Genomic DNA, 15,935 nt, shown 5'->3' on the forward strand with positions numbered 1-15,935 from the left:
TGGCAAGCCCTTTCCGAAAGGCAGGGGCAGCATCGTTCGGAGGTATGCCGTTCCGTCGAGTGCTCAATGGTCGCCGGGATCCTTCCCGTCGGTGGTCGTCGGGGTCGCGTTCACCGGGTCGGCCAGTCTCAGCAGGGTCGAAGCCGTGGTCCTGGCGTGGGTGAACGCGGCCTGGTCGCCGGTCGAGGTGTGCCAGGCGGTCGCGCCCTCGTAGAGGACGGCGAGTTGGTGTCCCAGTTGTTCTGGCCCGGTCAGGTCCGCCTCGGTCGCCGCTTGCACGATCAGTCGCAGCACGTGCTGCTTGTGCGCGCTGACCAGCCGTCGAACCGGGCTTTCGCCGTCGGCGACCTCGACGGCCGCGTTGTGGAACGGGCAACCGCGGGCTGGTGAACCCGCCTGCGGATCGGCGAAGAGCCCGAGCAGTCGGGTGAGCGGCGGCTGGTCGGGATCGTGCAGGGCGGCCTCGTTGGGTAGCGACCTCTTGGTGTCCCACCGCTCCAGGTAGGCCGCCACGACGTCGTCCTTGCTCGCGAAGTGCTGGTACAGGGTTCGCGTCGAGACGTGCGCGGCATCCGTCAACTGCTTGATCCCGGTCGCGTTGATGCCCTGCTCGTAGAAGAGCGCGGCGGCGGCGGTCAGGATCCGCTCGCGGGCGCCCCGTCCTCCCGTCGTGCCGCTCGCCGACTCGGTCATGGCCGAAGTATAGCGATCGTTTTACTTTTTCGAATATCGAGGCTACGGTCGCCGATGAAAGTACAACGATCGTTTTACGGGAGGATCTGTGACCGAGACGTTCACCGACCAGCAGGTGCTGACGCCGCTGCTCGGCAAGACCGCGCTGGTCACCGGGGGCGGGCGGGGGATCGGGGCGGCCGTGAGCCGTCGCCTGGCCCGTGCCGGTGCGCGGGTCGTGGTGGTCGGGCGAGACGCCGAAGTGCTCAAGCGGCTGGTGGACGAGCTGCCCCACGACGCCGTCGCGATCACCGCCGACCTGTCCGCACCGGAAGCGCCCGGCCGGGTGCTGGGCCAGGCGATCGCCGCCGTCGGCCGACTCGACATCCTCGTGAACAACGCGGGCACCGGGCATGTCGGGGCCAGCGACGAGGCCAGCACAGCCGAGGTCGACGCGATCCTGAACCTGAACGTGCGCGCCGCGGTGGTCCTCCAAGGGCGGGCGGCCGAGCACATGGCGAGTTTCGGCGGCGGTGCCGTCGTGGCGCTCTCGTCCGCCCTGGCAGGCCTCGGCAACAGCGGCACCGCACTCGCCGCGGCCAGCAAGGGCGCGCTGGACTCGTACGGCAGGGCGCTGGCCGCCGAGTGGGGAGGTCGCGGCGTCCGGGTCAACGTGGTCCGGCCCGCGGTGACGCGGTCCGACATGTCCGCCGTCATCGTGGACGACGAGAAGCTGCTGGCCCACTACGTGGAACAGGTTCCGCTCGGCCGGGTCGGCGAGGCGGAGGAGATCGCCGAGGCGGTGCTGTTCCTCACCTCGCCGCAGAGTTCCTACCTCACGGGGCAGGTCATCGACGTCGACGGCGGCTGGACGACGACGAAGCCCTCCATCGTCGGGGCCGTGGCGTGATCCTCGTGACCGGTGCGACCGGGCAGCTCGGCGGTGCGACCGTTGAATTCCTGCTTGACCGGGTGCCCGCGAAGGAGGTCGCGGTGCTCGTCCGCGACCCGGCTCCCGCGAGCCACCTGGCCGCCCGCGGCGTCGACGTCCGGGTCGGCGACTACCACGATCGGCCATCCCTGGAGAAGGCGTTCGCCGGGGTCGACAAGCTCCTGCTCATCTCCGCCCCGCCGTTCGGCGACGTCATCACCCAACACCTCAACGCGGTCGCGGCGGCGGTGCGAGCCGGCGTGCGGCACGTCCACTACACCGCGACGCGTCGTCGAGCGGACAGCCCGGCCAGGATCAGTCAGGTCACGGAGTGGGACGAGCGCACCGTGGCCGCACTGCGCGAGTCCGGTTCGGCCGTCACGGTCCTGCGCTACCCGCTCTTCCTCGACGCCCTGCCGTCGATGCTGGGCTCCGGTGCCCTCACCACCGGGCTGCGGGTCCCGGCGGGGCAATCGGAGGCAGCTCTCGCCACCCGCCGCGACCTCGCCGAAGCCAATGCCGCGGTGCTGGCCGGAACCGGGCACGAAGGTCGTTCCTACGACCTCGGAGGGAGCGAGGCGGTCACGATGGCCGAGGTGGCGGCCATCGTGACCGCCGCCAGTGGCGGAGAGGTGGGCTACCAGGACGTGAGCGTGCGGGAGTACGTCGCCGAGCGCACGGGCGAAGGGCTGCCCGAGCCGGTGGCGCAGTTCCTGGCCGAGTGGTTCACCTCGCTGGCCGCAGGCGACTTCGCCGGGACGTCAGGCGACCTGGAAAGGCTGATCGGGCGCAAACCCCAGACGGTGCCGGAATTCCTCGTGCCCCTTTGCGCGCCGGCCTGAGCGCGACGGGCGGCGGCGAGGTCACCTCTGCCTTCTTGTCTGCCGGGACGTAGAGGACTCGCGAGAACTCAGTGGTGGGGTGTTCTTCCATGTCTTCCTCGTGGTGCAGGAAGACATGGAAGAACAGCAGCGTGCCGTTCACCGGCAGGCCAAGTCCATCGGCCCGCGGAAGGGCCGCGCAGTCGACGGAGCCGATGAACGGCAACGGATCGCCCGGTTACGCCACGCCCACCGGTAGCCGAGCAAGCCAGGGGCGGAGACGACGGGCCCGAGTGGGGTCACGAGCCGGGGTCAGGTGCGGATGGTCGTGCTGTCCAGGTAGGTGAGGACCGCGCGGATGCGGCGGTTCTCGTCGCGGCTGGCCTCGAGGCCCAGTTTGGCGAAGATGTTGCCGATGTGGTTCTCCACCGCGCCCTGGGTCACCGCCAGTTTCTTCGCGAGGGCGGCGTTCGACAGTCCCTGGGCCATCAGGCCGAGGACCTCGGTCTCGCGGGCGGTCAGGCCTCCCAACGGGTCGCGGTTGCGGGAGAGCATCTGGGCCACCACGTCCGGGTCGATCGCCGAGCCGCCGCCCGCCACCCGGCGGACCGCTTCGAGGAAGTCGGCCACGTCAGCGACGCGTTCCTTCAGCAGGTAGCCGACGCCGGAGGTGCTCTCGGCGAACAGGTCGACGGCGTAGCTGCCCTCCACGTACTGCGACACCACCAGCACGGGCAGGCCGGGGATCTCCTTGCGGGCCGCCAGCGCCGCGCGCAGTCCCTCGTCGGTGAACGTCGGGGGCATCCGGACGTCGGTGATGACCAGGTCCGGTCGGTGCTCGCGCACGGCGACGAGCAGGTCGACGCCGTTGTCCACGGCGGCGACCGTCTCGATGCCGACGTCGGCGAGCAGGCTCTGCACCCCGGCCCGCAGCAGGACGGAGTCTTCGGCGATGACCACGCGCATCTTCGTGCTCCCAGGGAGTTTCACCAGCGGACGGGCAAGTCGGCGCGGACGACCGTCGGCCCGCCCAGCGGGCTGACCACGGTGAGCACGCCGTCGATGGTGGCGGCCCGGTCGGCGAGCCCGGCGAGGCCGCCGCCGGGGCGCACGGAGGCGCCACCGCGGCCGTTGTCGATGATCTCGACGACCACGGTCTCGTCGTCGCGCGTCACGCGCACCGACGCGCGGTCGCCGCCCGAGTGCTTGGTGATGTTGGCGAGCGTCTCGCTGACGATGAAGTACGTCGTGGTCTCGACGGGGGCGGGCGGGCGCGGTTCGACGGTCACCTCGATGTCCACCGGGATCGGCATCCGGGTGGTGAGCGAGGACAGCGCCGCGTCCAGGCCGCGGTCCTGCAGCACCGGCGGGTAGATCCCGCGGGCGAGGTCGCGTAGTTCGGACATCGCGAGCTTGGCGTCGGTGTGCGCGGCGCCGATCAGTTCGCGCACGGCGGACGGGTCGTCGGAGTCGAGTTTCAGCTGCGCCCGGCCAAGGCTCATCGCGACGGACACCAGGCGTTGTTGCGCCCCGTCGTGCAGGTCGCGCTCGATGCGCTTGCGCTCGGCCTCGACCGCGTCGACGCCGCGGGCGCGCGAGTCCGTCAGCTGCCGGGTGCGGGCCTCCAGCAGCGCCGTCCGGTTCGGCCCCAGCATCGACAGCGTCAGCGTGGCGTGCAGGGCGCCGATGTGCGGCGCCACGAAGATGCCGAACGGCGGCACGGCGATCGAGATGACCCCTGCGACGAACTCCACGACGCCCAGCGGGAAGGCGAGCAGCGTGAAGGCCAGCTCGCGCCACGTGGTCTGGTCCACCAACCTGGCCTGCCACGTCTCCAGCAGTCCGGGGCCGTACCGCAGCGTTCGCGGCGCCGGAACGTCGACGTCGAGCATGACGCGGACCCAGCCGCGTTCCAGGTCGGCGAAGCCGCGGACGAGGGAGGTGGCGACGATCAGGATCGGGATGCCGATCCACAGCATGATGGTGGAGATGCCGACCAGCGTCGTGACGAGCACGAGCACGAACGCCACGAGCCGGATCGGCAGGCTCGCGATGAGGAAGCCGATGGTGCGCAGCACCCTCGGCCGCCCGATCACCGGCATCGGGCGATCCGTTCCAGTTCCGGCACGAGGTCGTCCAGCGTCGGCCTGGCCAGCATCTCGTCCCGCGCCTCCAGCGCGCAGGTGCGGAACGACGGTTCCGTCAGCAGCTGTTCGAGTCCACTCCGGACGGACATGGGCGTCATGTCGTCGAGGTCGATCAGCAGGCCGTTGCCGCGTTCCACCTGCGCGACGGCGGAGATCCGTTCGCTCCACGTGGTGCCGGGGATCACCAGCTGCGGAACGGCGTTGACGACCGCGTTGCCGATCGTCGCGCCGCCGCCCTGGTGCACGATGGCCGAGCAGCCTGCCAGGAGCTCGTTCATCGGCACGAAGTCCACCGCTCGCAGGTTGTCCGGGACCTTCGGCACCGACGCGAGCTGGGTGGCGTCGAGCGTCGCGACCACCTCGACGTCGAGGTCCGCGAGACCGTCGAGCAGGTCGGCCACCGACGTCTCCTCGACGCCGAGCGTCTGCCGGTTGGAGATGCCCAGGGTCAGCATCACGCGCGGGCGCGACGGCTGTTCGAGCACCCAGCGCGGGATCGCCATCGGCTTGTTCTGCGGCACGAAGCGCGCGGACAGGTAGTCCACGTCGACGCCGTCGTAGCGCAGGTAGGACGGGTGGCAGTCGATGGTCTTCACGCCGTACCGCAGGGACTCGTCGTACTCGGCGCCGAAGCGGCCCACCGCGGCGGACATCCACTCGACGAACGGGTCCGCGCTGGTGTCCTCGGGGTGGTTCGCGCGCAGATCCCGGTACTGGGCGCCGATCCGCGCGGTCTGGTCGGCCGCGTACATCATCCGCAGGTGCGGGACGCCGATGGCCTGCGCGACGATCGGGGCGGCGTAGAGCAGCGGATCCCACAGGACGAGGTCGGGTCGCCACTGCCGGGCGAACCGCACGAGCTCGTCGAGCAGCGGGTCCGGCGTGGTCCACCGGAACACGTCCACCCAGTGGCGGTAGACGGTGCGGACGTAGTCCTCCGTGTAGCGCTCGGGCCTGCTCTCCGAAAGCCGGTGCTCGCCGCGCATGGCGTTGTCGCCGTCCACGTCGAGCTGCCGGTGGTGCCCGACGTCGAGGTCGTCGCCGAACCACATCGAGTCGAGCCCGGTCTCGAGGAACGGCTGGACCTCGCGCGGGTTGCGCTGGCCGACGAACCGCACCTCGTGCCCGGCCGCGGCCAACGCCCAGCCGACCGGAGCCATGCTGTAGACGTGCGTCCTCGTCGGGAACACCATCATCATGACGCGCATCGACGCACTCTCCGAGCTCGGGGGAGAAACACTGCTGCTGGGTCAGAAGGTTAGAGCGGGCGCGCCGTCCGGCCGACCCCGCAAAGCGCTGATAGGGGTGGGAACCCCTGTCCTGGCAAGGAATCCTTCCGCGGCGCACGTCCCTGCGGTAGGGAGGTCGAGCACGCTTTGGAACGGCTTTAGACGCCCCTTAGGGGGTGGTGACGACATGCCCGCTGCCGATAGACATGAACGTGATGCCGGCTGTGCGCGCCGGGTCAGGGAGACGAACGAGGTGATGAACGTGGCCGCAGCACCCACCGCGAAGGGCTGGGTCCCCTTCGGCGAGCACCGCACCTGGTACCGGGTCACCGGTGACGTCGGCGGCGAGCTGCCCGCTGTCGTCGTGGTGCACGGCGGGCCGGGGAGCACGCACGACTACCTGCTGAACCTCTGCTCGCTCGCCGAGCACGGGTGGCCGGTCGTGCACTACGACCAGCTGGGCAGCGGCGGTTCGACACGGCTGCCGGACAGGGGCGCGGACTTCTGGACGCCCGAGCTGTTCGGCGACGAGCTGGACAACCTGGTGCGCAGACTCGGTGTCGAGGACAACTACGTCCTGTTCGGACAGTCCTGGGGCGGTCTCGTCGTCGCGCGGCACGCCGCGCAGCGCCCGGACGGCCTGCGCGGACTGGTGATCGCCAACTCGCCGGCGTCGTACCCGTTGTGGCGCCGGGAGATGGACGTGCTGCGCGCCCAGCTCCCGCCCGGTGTCGACGACGACCTGAGAGCGCACGAAGCCGCGGGCACCACCGACTCGCCGGAGTACTTCAGGCAGATGCGCGTGTTCTACAACCGGCACGTCTGCCGCCTGCGGCCGTGGCCCGCCGACTACGTGGCCTCGTTCATGGAGATGGCGGACGACAACACCGTCTACGCGGCGATGAACGGACCGAGCGAGTTCACGGTCACCGGCACGCTCAAGGACTACTCGGTGGTCGACCTCCTCGAAGACATCGAGGTGCCGACGCTGCTCATCTCGGGACGCCACGACGAGGCCACGCCCGTCACGGTCCAGCCGTACTTCGACCAGATCCACGACGTCCGCTGGGAGGTCTTCGAGGACTCCAGCCACGTCCCGCACCTCGAGGAGCCCGAACGGTTCCACGAAGTCCTGCTGGGTTTCCTGCAGGACGTCCAGCCCACCGCCCCGGCTTTCCGGGGCGCAGAAAGAGAGGTCTCCAGCCATGGATGAGAACACCCGGTTGGGATCGGCGGTCGTCTTCCCCGGGATGAGCCCCTGTCGTTTCGCCGACTTCGGCAAGTTCCTGCTCATCAACCCCTTCGCCCGCAAGCTGCTCGCGGAGGCCAACGACCGGCTCGGCTACTCGCTGGTCGACCGCTTCCGCGAGACCGAGGGCGACTACTCCCAGTACGCCCAGGTCGGGTTCATGCTCTCCTGCGTCGCACTGGCCGAGTGGGCCGAGCAGGAACAGGAGATGAGCCCCGACTACTGCGCCGGACCGAGCTTCGGCGAGAAGCCCGCCAGCGTGTACGCCGGGTCCCTCACCTTCCCGGACGCGGTGTGGATGACCGCGGAGCTCGCCCGCTGCCTCACCGAGTTCTTCGCGACCGAGTACACCGACGTGGTGACGCACTCGTTCGTCCGCACGCCGCAGGAGAAGCTCACCGACGCGCTGTCCGAGTTGGAGGGCCGGGGCGAGTGGTTCGACATCTCGTGCTACATCGATCACGACTTCTACATGGTCTCCCTGCGCGAGCGGAACCTCGACTGGCTCAAGAAGGCGGTGCGGGGCATGGGCGGGATGTCCCTCTACACGATGCGGCCGCCGTTGCACTCGCGAGCGTTCGGCGCGCTGCGCCGCAAGGCGGAGGACGAGGTGATCGGCGACCTGAACTTCCACGACCCGCTCCTGCCGATCGTCGCCGACCAGGACGGCGCGGTCCTGACCACCGGCGAGCAGGTGCGCACGATGCTGCTCGACAGCATCGTGAAGCCGCTCCGCTGGCCGGACGTCGTGTCGACGCTGGAGCGGCTGGGGGTGGGCAAGCTCTGGATCGCCGGGCCGGACACGCTGTTCGGGCGCGTCCGCGTGACCACGAGTCGGTTCGAAGTGGTCACGGTGAACCCGCGCATGGCCCTGCAGCCCCGTCGCCGGGGCGCAGGACCGTCGCGCGTCAGCTAGTCGGCTGCAGCTCGGCCAGCGTGCTCCACAGCTTGCCGGGGTTCTCGAACGTCTCCAGGTTCAGGGCGTCGTCCTCGAACCGCACGTTGTAGTTCTGCTCCAGCACGGAGAGCAGTTCCACGGTGGCGAGCGAGTCGAGCCCGTACTCCCGGAGCGAGGTCTGGGCGGTCAGCGCCTCCTCCGCGGGCAGGAACGGGAGGAAGGAGCGAAGCGTCTCGTCGAAAGTGTTGTCCCACATGGCTACTCCGGATCGCTAGTTGGATCTACCGAGAGGAAACCGACCGCCCGGTTCGTTTTGAACCCTACCTCGCGTCACCATCCCGGATCGACGCATCGACACCCCTAATCTCACGCGGAGGACGACGATGGACACGGGTCTCACCAGCGGGCTGCACACGCGATTCCTGCGCGGCCTCGAACTTTCCGACGGCGGTGTGGCCGTCCACGTGGGTGACCAGGCGCTCACCTACACCCGGCTGCACGAACTGGCGCTGCTCTGGGGAGGCGCGCTGGCCCAGGCCGGGGCCCGCACAGTAGGGGTGCTGGCGGACAAGGGCGTCACCGCGTACGCCGGAATCCTGGCCGCCCTGTACGCCGGCGCCGCGGTCGTGCCGCTGCGACCGGACTTCCCGGCGGCGCGAACCGGTCAGATGGTCGAGGCCGCGGGGGTCGACGCGATCGTCGCCGACGCCCGCGGCCTCGCCCTGCTGCCGGAGGTGCTCGGCGGGCGGCAGCTCACCGTGCTCGCGCCGGACTGCGGCGACCACCCGGCGGTGCTGCGGCCCACGGCCTCGCAAACCCTGGTGGCACCGCTGCCGACGCGGCCGGAGGACACCGCCTACGTGCTGTTCACCTCCGGCTCCACCGGGCGTCCCAAGGGCGTGCGGATCGGGCACGCGTCGACCGACCACTACTTCGGCCTGCTCGACGCGCGGTACGACTTCACGCCGGACGACGTGTTCTCGCAGACGTTCGACCTGAACTTCGACTGCGCGATGTTCGACCTGTTCTGCGCGTGGGGCGCCGGGGCGCCCGCGGTCGTGCTGCCGCGCCGGGCGTACCGGGACCTGCCGGAGTTCGCGGCCGAGCTCGGGCTCACCGTGTGGTTCTCCACGCCGAGCGCCATCGACCTCGTCCGCCGCACCGGTGGCCTGGCCCCCGGCGCGCTGCCGGGGCTGCGGTGGAGCTTCTTCGCGGGGGAGGCGCTGACCGTCCGCGACACGGCCGACTGGCGTGCCGCGGCGGGGTCGTCGGTCGTGGAGAACCTGTACGGCCCCACCGAGCTGACCATCACCGTGGCGGGCTACCGCTGGCACGACCTGGAAACGCCGCGCGTCGCCGTGAACGGCGTGGTGCCGATCGGCGAGGTGCACGCGGGTCACGACCACCTGCTGCTGGGGCCGGGCGACGTCCCGGACGCCGAGGAGGGCGAGCTCTGCATCGCGGGACCGCAGATGACCCCCGGCTACCTCGACCCCGCCGACGAGCACGGCCGGTTCCTGGACCGCGACGGCAAGCGCTTCTACCGCACGGGCGACCGGGTTCGCAGGCTCGCCGGCGACGACCTCGCCTACCTCGGTCGGCTGGATTCCCAGGTGCAGGTGCTCGGCTGGCGCATCGAGCTGACCGAGGTCGAGCACGCGCTGCGCGACTGCGGGGTCCAGGACGCGGTGGTGCTGGGCGTCCCGGGGAGCGCGGGCATCGAGTTGTTCGTGTTCTACACCGGCGGGGAACGCCCGGTCATCGAGATGGTCCGCGCTCTGCGGGAGTTGTTGCCGGAGGGCGTGATCCCGCGGCACTACCGGCACGTCGACGACTTCCCGCTGAACTCCAATCGCAAGATCGACCGCAAGGCACTGGCCGTCCGCGCCGCCTACCTGCTGGCCCCCACCCCTGTCGGCTGAGCACAGGGGGAGGTGCGCAGACCCCTATGGACAGCCTCGGGGCGTTCACGCCGGGACCACCGGGAGCGGGTGCTGGGCGGGCGGTCCCGAGCCGCGGTACGGCGTTCCACGCCCCGCTCAGGACCCCGCGCCCGTTGCCGTCCACGTGCCGAACACCCTGATCAGGGGGTCGGGGCGGAAGTCCTGGAGGCAGCAGGCCACGACCGCGGCCCCACCCCCCACCGGCGGGTTAGGGGGCCACTAGGGGTGTGGGGCCGCCGCGGGGCGCGGTTAGTTTTCGAAGCGTCGCTGGAGCGCTTTTCGCGCCGACACGGTGATCCTTCGAGCCCATACGGAGTGGCAGTCGTGAACGATTCCCTGATCCATTCTCTGCTCGACGCCGCGGCGGCCGACGCGGCCGGGGCGTCGGCGGTCCGCGACCGCGCCGGTGTGTGGACCTACGCCGAACTCAAGGCGTGGAGCCACGCCGTGGCCGCGGTGCTCGCCCGGCGCGGCGTCCAGCCCGGTGACCGGGTGGTCGTGCAGCTGCCCACCAACCGCGAGCTGGTCGCGCTGTTCTACGGCACTTCGCGCCGCGGCGCGGTGTTCGTGCCGATCAACCCGGCCATGAAGCGGTTCCAGTTCGACTCCGTGGTGGCCAACGCCGACCCGGCGCTGGTGATCACGGCCGACGAGTTCGGTCCACTGTGGAGAGAGGTCGGGGAGACCCTGCACTCCCGCGCTCCCGTGGACGAGGTCCAGGTCCACGAGGACGACGTGGCCGTGCTCGTCTACACCTCCGGCAGCACCGCCGAGCCGAAGGGCGTGATCGGCCCGCACCGCCAGGTCACCTTCGCCACCCGCGCGATCCAGGAGGTACTCGGCTACCGCGGCGACGACGTGGTGTTCTGCCGGTTCCCGATGTCCTGGGACTACGGCCTCTACAAGGTGCTGATGACCACGGTCGGCCGCAGCGAGATCGTGCTCGCCGACGCCGAATCGGACCTGCGGCTGCTGCACCGGATGCGCGAGGTCGGCGCCACCGTCGTGCCGATCGTCCCGTCGCTCGCCACCATGATCGCCACGCTCGCCGAGCGCGACGTCGAGCCGCCCGCGCCGGTGCGCCTGTTCACCAACACCGGCGCGGCCCTGCCCGACGCCACGATAGCCAAGCTGCGCCAGGCCTTCCCCGGCGCCAAGGTCGTCCGCCAGTTCGGCCAGACCGAGTGCAAGCGGATCACGATCATGCCGCCGGACCAGGACACCGAGCGCCCCGGCTCGTCGGGACTGGCGCTGCCGGGCACCTCCGTGCTGATCCTGGACGCCGACGGCGGCGAACTGCCCGCCGGGGAGATCGGCGAGATCGTCGCCGCGGGCCCGCACGTGATGCCGGGCTACTGGCGCGCGCCCGAGATCTCCGCCCGCACCTTCCGCCGCGACGGGGCGACCGGTGAGCCGCGCCTGCACACCGGCGACTACGGCCGCCTCGACGCCGACGGCTACCTCTACTTCGAGGGCAGGCGCGACGACATGTTCAAGCGCAAGGGCGTCCGGATGTCCACGCTGGAGATCGAGGCCGCCGCGATGGACATCCCCGGCGTCCGCTCGGCGGGCGCGATCCCGCCGAGCGGGAAGCGGGACCTCGCCATCTGCGTCGAGACCGACCTGCCGCCCACGACAGTGCTGCGGGAGCTGTCCAAGCGGCTGGAGCCGCAGAAGGTCCCGTCCCTGTGCCACGTCGTCGCCGAGTTCCCGCTGACGGCGCACGGCAAGAACGCCACGAAGGAACTCGCGCTGCTGGTGGAGGGAAGCCGCAAATGAGCAAGTACGACGATCTCGCCGAGAAGTTCGGCACACCCGCCTACGTCTACGACCTCGAGGTGGTCGCCGAGTCGCGCGACCAGCTGTTCGACATGCTGCCCGAGGGCTTCCACGTGTTCTACGCGCTGAAGTCCAACCCCCATCCCGAGATCGGCCGTGAGCTGCGGAACGGCGGCTGCCGCGCGGAGATCAGCTCCACCGGCGAGCTGGCCAACGCGCTGACCGCGGGGTTCGACCCGGCCGGGATCCTCTACACCGGTCCCGGCAAGACGAACGCCGAACTGGAGCTGGCGATCGCTGCGGGCGTCCGGCTGTTCTCCGTCGAGTCGATCACCGACCTGCGGCACGTCGGCGCCGCCGCCGAGAAGCACGAGGTGACGGCGTCCTGCCTGCTGCGGATCAACACCACCGCCAGCAGCGGCGGCACCGGCATCCGGATGATGGGCCGCGCCTCGCAGTTCGGCATCGACGCCGAGACGCTGCCCGCGCTCATGCCCGCGCTCAAGTCGGTGCCCGGCACCCGCGTGGTCGGCGCGCACTTCTTCACCATGAGCAACGCCCAGGACGAGGGCAGCCTCCTCGGGGAGTACGAGTTCGTGCTCCGCACGGCCGCGCAGCTGCGCCGGGAAGTCGGGCTGCCACTGGAGGTGCTGGACATCGGCGGCGGGTTCTCCTCGCCGTACGCGGTGCCCGGCCCGCGCACCGGCTACCCGAACCTCCGGACGGGCCTGGAGGACCTGCTCGACCTGCACCTGCCCGAGTGGCGCGACGGCGGGATCGAGCTGGCCTGCGAGTCCGGTCGGTACCTGTCCGGCAGCAGCGGTTCGCTGCTGGCGGGCGTGGTCAACGTCAAGGAGGGCCGCGGCAGCCGGTTCGTCATCCTCGACGCCGGGATCAACGTCCTCGGCGGGCTGTCCGGAATCGGCAGGTTGCTGCCCGCGGCGGTCGGCATCGAGGAAGCAGGTGGCGAGGTGGGCAGCCTCGTCGGTCCGCTGTGCACTCCCGGCGACTCCCTCGCCAAGGCGACCGAGCTGCCCGAACTGGCTCCCGGCGACATCGTCACCGTGCCCAACGTCGGCGCCTACGGCGTCACCGCGAGCCTGATCAGCTTCCTCGGCCGCCCCGCGCCGACGGAGGTCGTGGTGCGCGGCGACGAGATCGTGTCGGTGTCGCGCCTGGACTACCAGCGGGCTTACGAGGTGTCGCCATGACGGAGGAACTGCGGACCTACGGTCGCGAGGTCGTCACCGAGCCGCGCCGGCCGCTGGTGATCGTCAGCAGCATGGCATCGGACTCGCACACCTGGAACCTGGTCTACCTCGAGCTGCTCGTCGGTGAACTCGGCTTCGACGTGGTGAACCTCGGCGCGTGCGTGCCCGACGAGCTGCTGGAGTCGGAGTGCCTGAGCCGCCGCCCGGCGATGCTCGTGCTGAGCAGCGTCAACGGCCACGGCTACCAGGACGGCCTGCGCGTGGCCCGGCGGCTGCGGTCCTTCCCCGAACTGCGCGCGCTGCCGGTGGTGATCGGCGGCAAGCTCGGTGTCGGCGGGGCGCTGACCCCGGAGGAGACCACGCAGCTGCTGCTCGCCGGGGTCGACGCGGTGTTCGACGACCAGCAGAGTTCGACGTCGTTCCGCCGGTTCGCCGCGTCGCTGTCCGCGGGCGTGGCCCAGGTGGAGGGGGCGGGGGCGTGAGCTTCGAGGAGTTCGTCGCTCGCAAGCACGCCGCGGGCGAGCTGGTGGTGCAGCCGCGCATGGGTTTCGCCGACCCGGTCGCCATGCGCGCCGGGCTGGTCGCGACGAAGAACGCGGACGCCACGACCGTCGGCACCCTCACGCTCGACAGCTACACCCGCGTCCGCGACACCGATTCCGTGGCGCACGCGCTGCGCAACGGGATCGCCCTCAACGGCTACCCGATCGTCAACCACCCGCCCGAGGTCACGCGCGGGATGCTCGACGGCCTGGAAGGACCGGACTTCCCGGTGCAGGTCCGCCACGGCTCGGCGCGGCCCGCGGACATCTTCCGCGCCATGATCAGCGCGGGCCTGCACGCCACCGAGGGCGGCCCGGTGTCCTACTGCCTGCCCTACAGCCGCACCCCGCTCGACGAGTCCGTGCACAACTGGGAGCACTGCTGCGACCTGCTGCTGGAAGCCGACCACCCCGGCGGGCGGCCGCACCTGGAGACGTTCGGCGGCTGCATGATGGGCCAGCTCTGCCCGCCGAGCGAGCTGGTGGCGCTGTCCGTGCTGGAGGCGTTGTTCTTCTACCGCAAGGGGCTGCGCAGCATCTCGGTGAGCTACGCGCAGCAGACGAACATGGCGCAGGACCAGGAGGCGGTCTCCGCGCTGCGCGCGCTGTGCGCCGAGCTGCTGCCCGAAGCCACCTGGCACGTCGTGATCTACGCCTACATGGGCATGTTCCCGCGGACCCCCGGTGGCGCGCGCGGCCTGCTCGGTAGGGCGGCCGAGCTGGCGGTGACCACCGGCTCGGAACGGCTGATCGTCAAGACCACCGCCGAGGCGCACCGGATCCCGACCGTCGTCGAGAACATCGCGGCGCTGGAACACGCGGGCGCGACGGCGAGGTCGGTCACCGGGAAGGTCGCCGTGGACAGCGACAACCAGGTCTACCGCGAGGCGTTCGCGCTCGTCTCCGCCGTGCTGAACAGCCACGCCGACCTGGGCCGCGCGATCGTGATCGCGTTCAAGCGCGGCCTGCTCGACATCCCGTACTGCCTGCACCCGGACAACGCCGGACTGGCGCGCAGCTACCTCGACCCGGCGGGCAGGCTCTGCTGGTCGGAGCTCGGGTCGCTGCCGCTGCGCGGCGTGGTGGAGAGCCGCCACGCCGACGGGATCACCTCGTCGACGCTGATGTCGGCACTGTCCACCGTGCAGAGAACCTACGACGCCGAAGCACTGGAGCGACCGATGACCGCGATTGGGGGCGAGTCGTGATGAGTTCACGCCGGACAGTCCGCGCGTACCCGTTCGACATGCACGAGATCTCCGTTTCCGAGCAGTACCAGGCCTTGCAGCGCGACGAGCCGATGAGCCGGGTGCAGATGCCCTTCGGCGAACCGGCTTGGCTGGCCACGAAGTACGCCGACGTCAAGGTGGTGACGACCGACCAGCGGTTCAGCCGGGAACTCGCGCAGGGCCTCGACCAGCCGCGGATGCGCCGTCAGCAGATGGGCGACGGCATCATGGGGATGGACCCGCCGGACCACTCCCGGCTGCGCCGCCTGGTGGGCAAGGCGTTCACCGCCCGTCGCCTGGAGCAGATGCGCGAGGGCGTGCGGGACCTGGTGAACCGCCTGCTCGACGACATGGTGGCGCACGGCGACAGCGCGGACCTCGTCGAGGACCTCGCGCGGCCCCTGCCGGTGACCGTGATCTGCGACCTGCTCGGTGTGCCGCGGGAGGACCACAAGATCTTCAGCGAGTGGACGCAGGCGCTCGTCAGCGACGCCACGGCGAAGGGCGACGTGCTCGACGTCTACGGCGACCAGCTCGACGACTACGTCGCGGGACTGGTGGCGCAGCGGCGCGAGGAGCCGACCGACGACCTGCTCGGCGCGCTCGTCTACGCCCGCGACGCAGGGGACAAGCTGACCGAGAACGAGCTGATCTCGATCGCGGGCGCCGGACTGCTCACCGGCGGGGTGGAGACGGTGTCCACGGCGCTGCCCAGCTTCGTCTTCACGTTGCTCACGCACCCCGAGCTGCTGGCGCGGTTGCGGGCCGATCCGGACCTGATGCCGACGGCGATCGAGGAACTCCTGCGGTACGTGCCGATCAACACCGCGGCGATGTTCGCGCGCTACGCGACCGAGGACGTCCGCTTCGGCGACGTCGTGGTGCGCGCGGGCGATCCGGTGCTGCCCGCGCTGCACGCGGCCAACCGCGACCCGGAGGTGTTCGCCGACCCGGAGCGCATCGACCTGGCGCGCAGCCCCAACCCGCACCTGGCGTTCGGGCACGGACCGCACCACTGCATCGGCGCGCAGCTGGCCCGGCTGGAACTGCAGGAGGCGCTCAAGGCGATTCTCGCACGGTTCCCGGAGATGCGGTTCGCCGACGGGCGCGAGGGCGTGAAGTGGGAGTACGGCGTGATCGTGCGCGGGCCCTCGCTGCTGCGCGTCACGTGGTGAGAAGTCCCTCCCCCTAACCGTTTTTGAGGGGATCCGGCCGCGACACGGGCCGACCTACGATCGATCGAAACGACCATGAGTGCTGGCTCGCTACAGCGGTGGAGTGCGG

The 15,935-nt window shown here is 70.6% G+C and carries 16 protein-coding genes; 10 read left to right on the plus strand and 6 right to left on the minus strand.

Features of this window, described 5'->3' with window-relative positions; genetic code table 11:
- Positions 1-63: 63 nt before the first annotated feature.
- A complete protein-coding gene (locus tag RM788_RS45715; RefSeq protein ID WP_315927035.1) occupies positions 64-693 on the minus strand; it encodes a TetR/AcrR family transcriptional regulator in 630 nt (209 codons plus the stop codon).
- An 88-nt stretch (positions 694-781) separates the two neighbouring features.
- Here RM788_RS45715 and RM788_RS45720 point away from each other — a divergent pair, with 88 nt between their 5' ends.
- Both RM788_RS45720 and RM788_RS45725 read left to right on the plus strand, forming a co-directional pair.
- Complete coding sequence (locus tag RM788_RS45720) at positions 782-1,582, plus strand: SDR family NAD(P)-dependent oxidoreductase (RefSeq protein WP_315927037.1); 801 nt, start codon at positions 782-784, stop codon at positions 1,580-1,582.
- A gap of 5 nt (positions 1,583-1,587) precedes the next feature.
- Entirely contained in the window at positions 1,588-2,445 is an 858-nt protein-coding gene (locus RM788_RS45725; RefSeq protein ID WP_315927039.1) for an NmrA family NAD(P)-binding protein, read from the plus strand.
- Here RM788_RS45725 and RM788_RS53260 read toward each other — a convergent pair.
- From RM788_RS53260 to RM788_RS45740, 4 genes are all read right to left on the minus strand, one after another.
- On the minus strand, positions 2,330-2,650 hold the full coding sequence (locus tag RM788_RS53260) for a YwqG family protein (protein WP_399342135.1): 321 nt from the start codon (positions 2,648-2,650) through the stop codon (positions 2,330-2,332). The two genes, RM788_RS45725 and RM788_RS53260, sit on opposite strands and share 116 nt — an antisense overlap.
- An 86-nt stretch (positions 2,651-2,736) precedes the next feature.
- Entirely contained in the window at positions 2,737-3,390 is a 654-nt protein-coding gene (locus tag RM788_RS45730) for a response regulator (protein ID WP_315927041.1), read from the minus strand.
- Positions 3,391-3,410: 20 nt separating this feature from the next.
- Positions 3,411-4,526, minus strand: a complete 1,116-nt coding sequence (locus RM788_RS45735) for a sensor histidine kinase (RefSeq protein WP_315927043.1) — start codon at positions 4,524-4,526, stop codon at positions 3,411-3,413.
- Positions 4,517-5,779 (minus strand): nucleotide disphospho-sugar-binding domain-containing protein, encoded by a 1,263-nt coding sequence (locus RM788_RS45740; protein WP_315927045.1) that lies wholly within the window; start codon positions 5,777-5,779, stop codon positions 4,517-4,519. Before RM788_RS45740 ends, RM788_RS45735 begins: the two co-directional genes overlap by 10 nt.
- A 277-nt stretch (positions 5,780-6,056) precedes the next feature.
- Between RM788_RS45740 and RM788_RS45745 the strand changes: the two genes are divergently transcribed.
- Positions 6,057-7,013 (plus strand): proline iminopeptidase-family hydrolase, encoded by a 957-nt coding sequence (locus RM788_RS45745; RefSeq protein ID WP_315927047.1) that lies wholly within the window; start codon positions 6,057-6,059, stop codon positions 7,011-7,013.
- Positions 7,006-7,965 carry an ACP S-malonyltransferase gene (locus tag RM788_RS45750; RefSeq protein ID WP_315927049.1) on the plus strand — a complete coding sequence of 320 codons (960 nt, stop codon included), beginning with the start codon at positions 7,006-7,008 and terminating at the stop codon, positions 7,963-7,965. Before RM788_RS45745 ends, RM788_RS45750 begins: the two co-directional genes overlap by 8 nt.
- Here RM788_RS45750 and RM788_RS45755 read toward each other — a convergent pair.
- Positions 7,958-8,203: a phosphopantetheine-binding protein gene (locus tag RM788_RS45755; protein ID WP_315927051.1), complete on the minus strand. Its 246-nt coding sequence runs from the start codon at positions 8,201-8,203 to the stop codon at positions 7,958-7,960. The two genes, RM788_RS45750 and RM788_RS45755, sit on opposite strands and share 8 nt — an antisense overlap.
- A gap of 127 nt (positions 8,204-8,330) precedes the next feature.
- On the opposite strand from RM788_RS45755, the gene RM788_RS45760 reads away from it, so the two are divergent.
- From RM788_RS45760 to RM788_RS45785, 6 genes are all read left to right on the plus strand, one after another.
- Positions 8,331-9,869: an AMP-binding protein gene (locus RM788_RS45760; RefSeq protein ID WP_315927053.1), complete on the plus strand. Its 1,539-nt coding sequence runs from the start codon at positions 8,331-8,333 to the stop codon at positions 9,867-9,869.
- A gap of 345 nt (positions 9,870-10,214) precedes the next feature.
- Entirely contained in the window at positions 10,215-11,669 is a 1,455-nt protein-coding gene (locus RM788_RS45765) for an AMP-binding protein (protein ID WP_315927055.1), read from the plus strand.
- Positions 11,666-12,880, plus strand: coding sequence for a type III PLP-dependent enzyme domain-containing protein (locus RM788_RS45770; RefSeq protein WP_315927057.1), 1,215 nt, complete (start codon positions 11,666-11,668; stop codon positions 12,878-12,880). Before RM788_RS45765 ends, RM788_RS45770 begins: the two co-directional genes overlap by 4 nt.
- On the plus strand, positions 12,877-13,362 hold the full coding sequence (locus RM788_RS45775; protein ID WP_315927059.1) for a cobalamin B12-binding domain-containing protein: 486 nt from the start codon (positions 12,877-12,879) through the stop codon (positions 13,360-13,362). Before RM788_RS45770 ends, RM788_RS45775 begins: the two co-directional genes overlap by 4 nt.
- Positions 13,359-14,630, plus strand: a complete 1,272-nt coding sequence (locus tag RM788_RS45780; protein WP_315927061.1) for a methylaspartate mutase — start codon at positions 13,359-13,361, stop codon at positions 14,628-14,630. Before RM788_RS45775 ends, RM788_RS45780 begins: the two co-directional genes overlap by 4 nt.
- Entirely contained in the window at positions 14,630-15,826 is a 1,197-nt protein-coding gene (locus RM788_RS45785; protein ID WP_315927063.1) for a cytochrome P450, read from the plus strand. Before RM788_RS45780 ends, RM788_RS45785 begins: the two co-directional genes overlap by 1 nt.
- Positions 15,827-15,935: the final 109 nt, after the last annotated feature.

Origin of the sequence: Umezawaea sp. Da 62-37 (assembly GCF_032460545.1) — a bacterium.
Classification (GTDB): Bacteria; Actinomycetota; Actinomycetes; order Mycobacteriales; family Pseudonocardiaceae; genus Umezawaea.